We start from the raw sequence: 11,929 nt of genomic DNA, 5'->3' as shown, positions 1-11,929 counted from the left end.
TGATTAAGGTAGTCAAACAATGCTAGCGCAAACACACTACCATCTTGGAAAGGAAGCCCATGCAATACTGTTACATCACTGCGATAATCTTCGTGTTCGCCTAGAGACACTCACCCAAGCAACCAATCCAATACGATTCTACCATGGTTTTCAACACACTTTTCTATTCGTTTTAAAAGGCGAAGTCTTTCTCAAATGCCAACAAGAAGACAGGCTCCTGAAAATGCATCAAGGTGTTTTGCTCCCCAGACGCCACACCACGATTGCCACCATACTGGCCCCTCAGGTAGAGATTTGCGTTATTACTTTCTTTCGTGAGCCCAATAGCGACTGCGAGAGTGACTTTAAAAAAGTCTCTTCCGGCACCGTTGAAGCGTCAGCGGAACGCTTGGGTGTGACATCCTGGCCGCTATGGCAAGGGAAAAATGGGGCTATCAATATTAATTTGTATCCAGCACACTATAAAGAATCAACTTACTATCACAAAAACACTGGGCAGTTTTTATTGCCTCTTCACAACGATTCATTAAAGGTAAGCACCCATATGAAAACCGCTGAGCCACTCTCTGATCATGGATTATTCATAGCAAAACAAACGCCCAAAGCACTCTATAACACAACGGACAAAAGCACGAGCGTACTTTGCATCTACACTCCCTACCCAGAAAAAGGAAGAGTGATGTTATTGGCTAAGCCACTCAATGATTGAATACCAAAGAGGTCAAAACATGATCCTCCCACTGTCCATTAATCTTTAAATAATCACGCGCTATCCCTTCCTTCACAAATCCTAAACGAGCAAGAACTGCCGCGCTTTTTTCATTTCGGGGCATATAATTCGCTTGTATTCGATGAATACCAGATTGATTGCGCATATACTCATTACCAGCGGTGAGTGCCTCGTGCATCAAACCTTTGCCTTGTTCGCCTTCTCGTAAGCTATAGCCTAAATGACAGGCCTCAAAGACACCACGAACAATATTAGAATAATTAACATATCCCACCATCCTCTGCTGATCCTTTGTCAAAAAGCACAAGGTCACAGCTTTATCTTCCAAAAAGTCACGACGCATTTCCTCCACTCTGAGTCGGCATACCTCTAAAGAATAATAGGACTCGCTTCTAGTCGGCTCCCAAGGCGCAAAAAAATCTTTTTCTTGATTTACATAGTGTTGCAACAAGCACACTTGAGAGCGATCAAGCACTCTCAAAATACCACGTTCCGTTTCAATATAAGGAAAACGTGATGAGTAATCAGGTGCCTGGGACTGAATAAACAAACGGTCATCCAACACCTCAATCAAACGCAATGCATGACTTTGAAACCAAAACTGCTCCCCAAGATATAACACGCGATTCAAAACTTTGTTGTCTTTCCACGCCTCAGCATACTTTCTCTCTGACCAGTAGGTGATAAAAATAGAACTCTCTCCGTCATATTTTTCCTCTCCCAAAAAACCCGACTCCTCTTTTGCCTGTTCGGATACTTTAGACATCATGACATGGTAAGACATATCATCCAAAAGTAAGGTTGAGGTCAACACGACAGCGTAATATGGAGGCTTGAAAGAAGGTAGAAAAGTCATAAGAATCCTGTATTAAAAACAGAGCGCCAATAAAAAATGCTCACCCCATCTTACCAATTTGGCGATAACAGGAGCGAGCACGAGTATGTACGCATTTCTGGCGTTGCACGTTAGCGATCAAAGATCGTTAGACTAAATAGGTTGAGCCTTGCAATACCTTTTTATAGATATTAATCAAATTTTGCTGATCCTCATCAGACAGAGAACTAGCGGCCACTTTATCAGCGTATCTTGACGTTAATGCTTTTTCATCATAACTGACGTATTTCAGCACATCCTGAACACTATCACCCATTAAGACATGATCAATCCTGAAGCCATTATCGGTCAAGTATACATCTACCGACGGTGTATCTCCGAATAAATTATGCAGGTCTCCTAAGGTTTCTTGGTACGCGCCTACCAAGAAGAATCCCATTAAGTAATCACCGTCTTTTGGCGGCGGCGGTAAAGGTAAAGAAGACTCAATGCCTTGTCCATCCACATACTGATACAGACACCCATCAGAGTCACAGGTGACATCTTGAATTTTCCCTCGGAAAGACGGTGCCTTATCCAAGCCTTGTAGCGGCAATACAGGGAATAACTGATCGATGCCCCAAGCATCAGGCATGGATTGAAATACGGACAAATTAACAAACAGTTTTTCTGCAAGACGCTCATTTAGTTCGTCCATCACAGGACGATGACTGCGATTACGATTATCTAGCTTCGGTAATAAATTCCGACAGGCTGCAAGAAACAGATTTTCCGCTTGGGCCCGTTGCTCTAGGTTTAGCTGGCCATGATTATAGAGCGTCAGACTATCGTTAAAGTCGTCCAACAAATCATGATAAATTTCCACTAAAGAACGGGTGTCGACTTCGTCTCCCCCCTTTAAACTCTGATAGCAGCTCCACAATCGTTGTATTTCCAATACAGCATCTTCATTGGGTGCTTCAATGGGTAAAAGCTCTGCACCGTAAGAAAACACATCGGCAATCATCATGGCATGATGAGCGGTTACTGCGCGACCAGATTCAGAAATCAAATTTGGGTGAGGCAAATCATATTGCTCACACACATTGTGAAACGCAAACACGACATTGTTAGCATACTCACTGATACTGTAGTTCGCTGAATAAGCATTCTGGCTACGAGTTCCTTCGTAATCCACACCCAAACCACCGCCAACATCCACCCACTTCACAGGCACTCCCATCTGGTGAAGTTCAGAATAGTAGCGAGCACACTCTTTTAGACTGTTTTGAATATCACGAATACGGGTAATTTGAGAGCCTAGATGAAAATGAATTAACTCCAGGCAATCCAGCAAGCTTAAATCTCGTAAACGATCAACAGCACGTAGCAACTGCGAAGTGGTCAAACCGAATTTGGATTTTTCCCCTCCACTGTTACCCCAGTGAGTAGTACAAGTAGAGGCTAAACGGATACGAATACCAATGCGAGGCTTCACCCCAATTTTATGGGCTTCTTCCAAAATCCAATCCAATTCATGTAATTTTTCAACCACGATAAAGACTTGATGGCCCATTTTTTCAGCCATCAGAGCAAGATGAATGAACTCGCGGTCTTTATAACCATTACACACAATGATGCCATTAGGATTTTGATGCATTGCTAACACTGCCATCAATTCCGGCTTACTTCCCGCTTCTAACCCCACCGTGGAAGAATTATCAGGCTGACACCCCGCAATCTCCTCCACTACACGGCGCTGTTGGTTAACTTTAATCGGGTAAACAATGGCGTAATTCGCCTGATAGTCATAATACTCAATTGCCTGACAAAACGAATCAGTAATTTTTTCAATTCGAGAATGCAAAATATTAGGGAAACGAACCAAACAAGGATAAGGAATGCCTTGGCTTTTAAGTTGTTTCGCCAATTCGGTCAGATCTATACTTTTTTCTCGATCAGGTAATGCAATTGTACGACCCTCTTCATTAATTGAGAAAAAGCCCGCACTCCAATGATTAACGTTATAAAGCTCAAGCGAATCTTTGACTGACCAAGGCGTCATTTTGCCTCCTACTAAATAAACCGTGTAACGGTACCAAGTTTTTAATCTAACTTAGCACAGTATTGTTAATAACTCGTAAAACCAGCAAGCAAAGACATGCTAGTTTGTACAAATAATAAAAAAGCGGGGCTAGGAACCCAATCCTAACACCGCTTCGTTGACCCGTTAAAATGACCTAGGACACGTGCTCGCCATGGGCTTGCTTATCCGCATGGTAAGATGAACGTACAAGGGGACCACAAGCTGCGTGTTTAAAGCCCAGCTCTTTTGCCACTTCTTCATAACGTGCAAACTCTTCAGGAGGTACAAAACGAGCCATTGGGAAGTGATGCTTAGACGGCTGTAGATATTGACCGATGGTCAACATATCAACATTATGGGCACGCAAATCTTTGAGCACATCAACAATTTCTTCGAACGTCTCTCCCATTCCCACCATCAAACCAGACTTGGTCGGTACATCAGGGCAACGCTCCTTGAATTTTTTCAATAAATCCAGAGACCACTGATAATCTGAACCTGGACGAACTTGACGGTAAAGACGAGGAATCGATTCCAAATTGTGATTAAACACATCTGGCGGTGCCACTTCGAGAATATCTAATGCCGCCTCCATACGTCCTCGGAAATCTGGCACGAGGGTTTCGATCTCGATAGTAGGGCTTAACGCGCGGGTTTCACGAATACAGTCAACGAAGTGCTGAGCCCCGCCATCGCGCAGATCATCACGATCCACTGATGTAATGACCACATACTTCAATTTCATATCACGAATAGCAATCGCTAGTTCTTTCGGCTCATCTGGGCTCAATGGATTAGGACGTCCATGTGCCACATCACAGAAAGGACAACGTCGGGTACAAATCTCCCCCATAATCATGAAAGTAGCTGTACCATTGCTAAAACATTCACCCAAATTAGGGCAATTAGCCTCTTCACAAACAGACGCTAACTTATGTTCACGCAGTGTTGACTTAATGCGAGCGATCTCAGGCGAAGCAGGCATACGTACACGCAACCAGTCTGGCTTACGTGGAATCTCTTCAGTTGGGATAACTTTTACAGGAATACGCGCCATTTTATCAGCGCCACGAAGTTTCTCGCCCTGGACGACGCGTTTGCGTTCTGCAGTCATTCTATTTCCACCCTTTTTGGATCGTCGGATTGGCATATCCGAGCTGCCCAGCCAGCGCATTAGCTAGCTGAGTTTTAACTTGTGAAAAATCAATATCATTAGTGAGACGGGCCATATCAACCATCTGAAGTCCTTGATAGCCACAAGGATTAATACGGTTGAATGGTGTCAGATCCATATCAACATTGAGCGCCAAACCATGAAAAGAACAACCTCTCCGTATCCGTAAGCCGAGTGAAGCGATTTTTTTCTCATCAACATAAACACCAGGCGCATCCGGCTTGGGGTAAGCCTGTATATTATGATAGCTCAATACATTAACAATGGCATTTTCAAGCGCACTCACCAAATCTCTAACCCCTATACCTAGGCGTTTGAGATCTATCATAACATAAACGACTAGCTGACCGGGCCCATGATAAGTGACTTGCCCTCCTCTATCTACTTGAATGACTGGAATGTCGCCAGGTGCCAACAAATGTTCTTGTTTACCGGCTTGTCCCTGAGTGAAAAGAGAAGGATGCTCTAACAACCAGAGCTCATCTTGATCTTCTTTGGTACGGACTTGGGTAAAGTGTTTCATTTTTTCCCAAGTTTCTTCGTAAGCGACGGTTCCTAGATCACGAGCAATTAAGTCTTGATCCATTACATAACCATCTTAACAAATTCAATATCCATTAAATCAGCGTGAAGAGCAGATAGCTGCTCTTCACCTGTTGCTAGAATACGAAAGCTATAACTAACGAAACGCCCCTTGCTTGAACGATTTATCCCAGTTGCCTTAGGATCCAACTCTGGTGCATGCACCTTCAATCGCTCAACAATTTCAGCGTGTCCACCCTCAACGTCAATGGATACCACCTTGATTACATAATTTTCACAAGGAAATTCAATTTTTGGTGCATCCACCCTGTTGGCGGCTTGATCGCCATTTTTCGTAATTAAAGCCATTAATATTCCACTTGGCCGTTAGGGCCTAAAACAAATTCATAAAAAACAGTTTGATTTTATCAAACATACGTTTGAAGAAACCACCTTGTTTAACCGGCTCAAGAGCAACAACATTACGCTCAAGAATCGTATTACCGTCAGTACCAACGATAATTTTACCCAAGACATCACCCACCTTAATAGGGGCTTCAATCACAGGTTTCAACTGCAGTTTAGCAGGAATTGATTCAGCATCTTGGCGTGGTAATGTCACAAGCACATCATCCGTAAAACCAACTTTCACGCTATTCTTAGCGCCGCCCCAAACGGTAGCATTAGCAATAACCTGACCTTTACTATACAGCTTACGGGTTTGATAATAACGGAAACCGTAATCCAATAGTTTTTGTGACTGAGTCGCACGTGCCTCATCTGTTTTCGTGCCCATAACGACAGAAATCAAACGCGTACCATTACGAAGAGCAGAAGCCGCTAAACAATAACCAGCCGCTTCAGTATGACCCGTTTTCAAGCCATCTACTGAAGGATCACGCCATAATAGGCGGTTACGATTTGGCTGACGGATGCCATTATAAGTGAAATATTTCTCTTTATAGAAATGATAATTCTGTGGGTAATCATTAATGATTGCTCTGGCCACAATCGCAATATCATGGGCACTAGAGTAATGATCAGGGATAGGATAGCCTGTTGCATCAGAGAAGTGCGAGTCCTTCATACCAAGCAATTTAGCATGCTGATTCATCAAATCCACAAAAGCAGACTCGCTACCAGCAACATGTTCTGCGATGGCAACCGTGGCATCGTTACCTGACTGCACAATCATTCCTTGAATCAAGGTTCTTAGTGGTACGACACTGCCTTCACGAAGAAAGGTTCGAGACCCCCCCATACGCCAAGCTTTCTCACTGATTCTCACTTTATCATCAAGTGAAATATCACCTCGGGCCAATTCGTACTCAGTGACATACGCCGTCATTAGCTTTGTCAAACTGGCTGGAGGCAATTTCTCGTCAGCATTGTGCTGAACAATGATATCGCCCGTTTTAGCATCCATTAATATATAACTTTTAGCTGCTATTTCAGGTGGCGCTGGGATAAAAGTAGGTTCTGCGCGAAGTGCAGTGGCCGTTAAACCTAGAAATACGGATAAGAATATTAGGAATCGCTTCATACTGTACAACATCGTCTCATTGGAAAAGTTTACAAATGATACTAGAGGCAATTTGGAATCTCTAGTACGCCAACACCGTCTTTACGGAATCAGAGCAACACGTATGGGTTTTGTAAAGCCTGCATCCAGTAATTTTTTCTGCCACAACGCCAACGCTTCATCGTTCGAATAAGGTCCTAAAAACACCTTATACAACCCATCACTTTGTTTGATTATTGCTACTTTAATCTGTGTATCAAATACCTGAACCAACCTATTTTTTAAGCGCTCAGCCGCTTCTTTTGTTGAGAAAGCACCGGCTTGTAAGTGGGTGAAAGTTAAGCTTTTCTCAGCGGATCTCTGATCCTCTTTAGCGGGCTCTGAAGCCAATACTATAGGGGGATTTACTTCTTTTTTAGAAGACCCCGCTGTATCCAAATCTGGGTTATAAGTGCCGCCTTTAGGGACCGTAATAGCCTGAATACGCACATGAGCAAGCCCCTTTTTTTGAAACCCTAACCTTACCGCTGCGGCGTACGATAAATCGATCAATCGATTACCATGAAACGGTCCTCTGTCGTTCACTCGAACAATCACAGTGCGACCATTTCCTAAGTTTGTTACCTTCAAATAAGTTGGTATTGGTAGGGTTTTATGAGCGGCAGAGAAGGCATACATATCATATTTTTCCCCATTTGAAGTGGTATGACCGTGAAACTTCAGACCATACCAAGACGCTATTCCCTCAGCGACATAACCTTTTGCCGACTTCATCACCCAATACTTTTTCCCCCAAACTTCGTAAGGGCTTTTATTACCACCAACACTTCTTGGCTCCCATTTGGGCACCAAATCAGGTAGGTGATCCACTTTTACATCATGATCGGGTGCTTTATCTTGCAAAAGGCTATAGCGCCCTCCTCCAGATGCTCGGTCATAATCAAGTGGCTTTGAAGCGTTACTCACGCAGCCACTCAAAGACAACAGGGACATTATGGAGAGCACTAAGAGGCTAGTGAGCTTCATTACTATCGATACTCTTTGCAAGCTCAAGCACAGCCATCGCGTAGCGTCTGCTTGGGTTGTAATCCATTATTGTGTAGAAGTTCTCATAGGCCAACCAGTAGGTGGTTTCATTTTTTGCTGTATGCAATCCGATCAGCCCCATTTTTTCAGGTAGAAATGGCTGGCTAGGCAAGACGCCCAACTTAGACCATTCTTCTGCTGTCTTCACTGGCTTACGTTGAAAATTCACCCAATCAGAGATTTTCTTAGCATCTTTTACCTGTGCTAAAACCAAACAAGGCTTACCGTATTCCCAGCCATGATGCTTCATATAATTTGCGACACTACCAATGGCATCCGCATCGGAGTTCCAAAGATCCACATGACCATCACCATCAAAGTCTACGGCTAATTTTTGGTAATTGGTCGGCATAAACTGCACCATGCCCATAGCGCCAGAGTAAGAACCGTCTGTTCCCCCAATTTTCCAACCTTCCTTGCGAGCAAGTAGCAAATAAGCCCGTAATTCCTTTTGAAAGTAGTCTTGGCGACGGGGATAATTAAACGCCAACGTCGCGAGGGAAGTAAAAACATCCTTTCCCCCAGTAATGCGGCCGTAATAGGTTTCAACACCTATTAACGCAACAATTACATGCCAATCGACGCCATATTCTTGCTGCGCTTTTTCCAGCCAATAGTGATTTTTCTTGGCAAATGCCCGCCCTTCCTCTATGCGTTTTTTAGTCAGGAAATTTTTCCGATAATCATAAAAAGGTGTGATCACTTCAGGCTGATTATTGGATTTAGTGATAACCGTTTCACGAGGCTTAATCCGCGAAAAAGCCAACTCTAACGTTGCTTTGTTATAGTGATCTTCCCGCACCATCTGCTGAATAAATGCCTGTACTTCTGGGTCTGCGGCATAGGAGTCTTTATATGAGTCTGGGGCATCTTTCAACAGCGTGTTACTGACCCCCAGTCGATTACCTTCCTGCAGTGTTTCTTTGCTTTGGCTCATGGTACTGCACCCAGACAGACCAAGCACTAGTAACATCCCTAATGCTAGTTTTATCATCATCTCGCTCTTTTATGTGTTTGCACTGACATCAGAATTCCAAAGGTTGCCATGATCGTAATAATAGACGTCCCTCCGTAACTCACGAGTGGCAAGGGTACCCCAACCACAGGCAAAATGCCTGAGACCATGCCAATATTTACAAAAACATAAACAAAAAACGTCAAAGTTAGACTACCTGCTAACAAACGCGCGTAATTATCTTCAGCATTCGCAGCAATATATAAGCCACGGGAAATAACTAATAGGTAGCCAAATAACAGCAAACAACAACCAATCAAGCCAAATTCCTCTGCTAATACCGCGATAATAAAATCCGTATGGCTTTCGGGTAAAAAATTGAGTTGCGCTTGGGTGCCTTCCATCCATCCTTTGCCATATAGCCCTCCCGAACCGATGGCCGTTTTGGATTGAATTATATTCCAACCTGCACCTAGGGGATCACTTTCGGGATCCAGCAGCGTTAACACTCGTTGTCGTTGATAATCATGCATGAAATGCCATAGCACATAACCCGCAATAGGAGCTAAAACAGCCGCTCCCAGAATGTAACGCCACCCCAGTCCGGCTAAAAACAAAACAAAAATCCCCGACACAGCCACCAGCAATGCCGTCCCTAAATCAGGCTGTTTGGCAATCATCAAAACGGGGACTATGATCAAACCAAGCACCACTAAGACTTCATTATACCTAGGCGGTAATTGTCGATCAGAGAAGTACCAAGCTATCGTCATGGGCATAACAATTTTCATCAATTCCGAAGGCTGAAAACGCAGCCCACCAGGTAAGCCTAACCAACGCTGAGCCCCCTTAGCACCAATACCAAACAGTAATACCGCAATTAATAACACCACTATAAAAGCAAATAGCGCAGGCGAGGCACGACGCATGTATTTTGGAGGAAGCTGAGCAAGCCCTAAACATACCCCCATACCAATGATAAAACGCACGCCTTGCCGCTCTACCATGCCGATATTTTCACCTGATGCTGAATAAAGTACAATCAAGCCACCCGCCATCAATAACAGCAAGGCGCCGAGTAACAAGATATCCAGATGGATTAATTTCCACAGGCGAGCATTAGTAAACGCCACCACCCTTTCAAAAAAACTATCTCTCACTTGCTATTACCTTTTAAATAGTCATAACGCTTGGGATATTTTCCATCAATGTAAGCATCAAATAATTTTTTGGTTAATTCGGCAGGCTTTGCTGCACTACCACCGTTTTCAAAAATCGCAAATATCGCAATTTTGGGTTTATCAATAGGCGCAAAAGCAATAAACAAAGCATGGTCATGCAATCGCTTAGCCAGTTTATTGGCTTCATATTCTTGGCCATCTTGCAAGCTGAATACCTGCCCAGTCCCCGTTTTACCGGCAATGGTATAATCAGTCCCATCTATACGACGCCCTGTACCTTTGGGGTCGGTAATCACCTTATGCATAGCGGTAATAATTTTGTCCCAATTGCTTTGATCCTTCAAAATCAGGTTATGCACTCCACCTTTACCGTCAAAGGTCGCTGGCTTATCTCCAATATCCTTCACCATACGTGGGTAATAATAATGTCCACGTGCCGCAATAATGGATACGGCCGTTGCCATTTGCATAGGCGTAGCCACCATATAGCCTTGCCCAATACCCACGTTCACCGAATCGCCTGTATACCAAGGCTGATTGTATTTGGCTCTTTTCCACGCCTTAGAAGGCAATATGCCATCGCTTGCACCATATAGATCCAGCAAATAGCTTTTGCCAAAACCAAAACGAGATAAAAAGTCATGAATAGGTGTGATCCCCATTTTATCCGCTAGTTGATAGAAATAGGTATCCACCGACTCGATAATGGCACGCTGAAGGTTAATCCAGCCATGTCCACCACGTTTCCAGTCACGGTACTTACGCCCACCAGGGTTAATTTGATAATACCCTTTAGCAAAATAGCGTTCAGTCCATGAAGAATAGCCGTATTGAAGGCCTGCTAGGGCCATATAGGGTTTAATCGTCGAAGCGGGCGGGTACCCTCCACGCAATGCTCGATTAAACAATGGTAGTTCTTTCGAATTACGCAAAGCGGCATAGTCTTTACTTGAAATGCCTCGGACGAATAAATTCGGATTAAATCCAGGCTTAGAGACGAGGGCTAAAATACCCCCTGTGTTAGGATCAATAGCGACCACAGAACCTTTATAATTTCCTAGCAAATCATAAGCGTATTGCTGTAGCCGAGCATCCAAATACAAATGGATGCTTTTGCCGGGTACTGGCGGTGTCCTGCCCAGTTCCTCCATAATACGTCCACGGGCGTTGACTTCGACCTTACTAATACCAGGCTTACCAAATAGAACATGCTCATAATACCCTTCCACACCAGTTTTACCGATGAAAAGAGCCCCTTGATAGGCTTGTTTATCCACTCGATCTAGATCTTTTTCAGTGATGCGACCAACATAACCAATGGCATGAGCGAACGCTTTTCCATAGGGATAGTATCGCGTCAACTGAGCCTCGACTTGCACACCATCTAATTTATATAAATCCACAGCAACACGTGCCCACTGGGCATCCGTTAACTGCGACTTTAGAGTGATTGGTTGGTAGGGACGGCGATACTCTTTGAGTTTTTGTTCAAAGTCATGCCATTCGTCAGGAGTGATATCAATAACGCCTGCAAGCTGTTTTTTTAACCAAGCAACACTTTTAATGCGTTCGGGGACAACCGTTAAACTGTGTATCGGCCGATTGTCGGCTAAGACAACACCATTACGGTCATAAATCAAACCACGAGTGGGCGGAATAGAAAGCAGTAATACTCGGTTATCATCAGCTTTAGTCTCATAAACCTTATGTTGCAGTATTTGTAAATAAAACAAACGCCCCAGCAAAACGCTGACGAGAAGTAGAACAAAAACAGCCGAGGCGATGATGCGATTTCGAGTGACCTGTCTCTCTTGACGATAATTACGAAAGTTTTGATGTCGATGACTCACCTAACGCCC

The 11,929-nt window shown here is 43.8% G+C and carries 11 protein-coding genes; 1 reads left to right on the top strand and 10 read right to left on the bottom strand.

Going from position 1 to position 11,929, the window contains the following annotated elements:
* Window positions 1-19: 19 nt before the first annotated feature.
* Window positions 20-709 carry a hypothetical protein gene (locus JHD45_RS08055; RefSeq protein ID WP_199476003.1) on the top strand — a complete coding sequence of 230 codons (690 nt, stop codon included), beginning with the start codon at window positions 20-22 and terminating at the stop codon, window positions 707-709.
* On the opposite strand, the gene JHD45_RS08050 is transcribed toward JHD45_RS08055, so the two are convergent.
* The 10 genes from JHD45_RS08050 to mrdA form a co-directional block, all read right to left on the bottom strand.
* Window positions 699-1,586, bottom strand: coding sequence for a GNAT family N-acetyltransferase (locus JHD45_RS08050; protein WP_233407705.1), 888 nt, complete (start codon window positions 1,584-1,586; stop codon window positions 699-701). The two genes, JHD45_RS08055 and JHD45_RS08050, sit on opposite strands and share 11 nt — an antisense overlap.
* Before the next feature lie 127 nt (window positions 1,587-1,713).
* Window positions 1,714-3,609, bottom strand: a complete 1,896-nt coding sequence (speA, locus tag JHD45_RS08045; RefSeq protein ID WP_199476002.1) for a biosynthetic arginine decarboxylase — start codon at window positions 3,607-3,609, stop codon at window positions 1,714-1,716.
* Between the two features lie 175 nt (window positions 3,610-3,784).
* Window positions 3,785-4,744 carry a lipoyl synthase gene (gene lipA / locus JHD45_RS08040; RefSeq protein WP_199476001.1) on the bottom strand — a complete coding sequence of 320 codons (960 nt, stop codon included), beginning with the start codon at window positions 4,742-4,744 and terminating at the stop codon, window positions 3,785-3,787.
* Between the two features lies 1 nt (window position 4,745).
* Window positions 4,746-5,390 carry a lipoyl(octanoyl) transferase LipB gene (lipB, locus tag JHD45_RS08035; protein ID WP_199476000.1) on the bottom strand — a complete coding sequence of 215 codons (645 nt, stop codon included), beginning with the start codon at window positions 5,388-5,390 and terminating at the stop codon, window positions 4,746-4,748.
* Entirely contained in the window at window positions 5,390-5,695 is a 306-nt protein-coding gene (locus JHD45_RS08030) for a YbeD family protein (RefSeq protein ID WP_199475999.1), read from the bottom strand. The genes lipB and JHD45_RS08030 overlap by 1 nt, the downstream gene beginning before the upstream one ends.
* A 25-nt stretch (window positions 5,696-5,720) precedes the next feature.
* Complete coding sequence (locus JHD45_RS08025; RefSeq protein WP_199475998.1) at window positions 5,721-6,869, bottom strand: D-alanyl-D-alanine carboxypeptidase family protein; 1,149 nt, start codon at window positions 6,867-6,869, stop codon at window positions 5,721-5,723.
* A gap of 81 nt (window positions 6,870-6,950) precedes the next feature.
* Window positions 6,951-7,814: a septal ring lytic transglycosylase RlpA family protein gene (locus JHD45_RS08020; RefSeq protein WP_325097270.1), complete on the bottom strand. Its 864-nt coding sequence runs from the start codon at window positions 7,812-7,814 to the stop codon at window positions 6,951-6,953.
* A gap of 46 nt (window positions 7,815-7,860) precedes the next feature.
* Window positions 7,861-8,931: a lytic murein transglycosylase B gene (gene mltB, locus JHD45_RS08015; RefSeq protein WP_233407704.1), complete on the bottom strand. Its 1,071-nt coding sequence runs from the start codon at window positions 8,929-8,931 to the stop codon at window positions 7,861-7,863.
* Window positions 8,928-10,049, bottom strand: a complete 1,122-nt coding sequence (rodA, locus tag JHD45_RS08010) for a rod shape-determining protein RodA (RefSeq protein ID WP_199475996.1) — start codon at window positions 10,047-10,049, stop codon at window positions 8,928-8,930. The genes mltB and rodA overlap by 4 nt, the downstream gene beginning before the upstream one ends.
* Window positions 10,046-11,920 carry a penicillin-binding protein 2 gene (gene mrdA, locus JHD45_RS08005; protein WP_199475995.1) on the bottom strand — a complete coding sequence of 625 codons (1,875 nt, stop codon included), beginning with the start codon at window positions 11,918-11,920 and terminating at the stop codon, window positions 10,046-10,048. Before mrdA ends, rodA begins: the two co-directional genes overlap by 4 nt.
* Window positions 11,921-11,929 lie beyond the last annotated feature (9 nt).

It is taken from the genome of Marinomonas spartinae, assembly GCF_016461715.1.
Lineage (GTDB): Bacteria > Pseudomonadota > Gammaproteobacteria > Pseudomonadales > Marinomonadaceae > Marinomonas > Marinomonas spartinae_A.
Note: the sequence above shows the minus strand (reverse complement) of the source record. Positions and strands in the feature narration are given on the sequence as shown.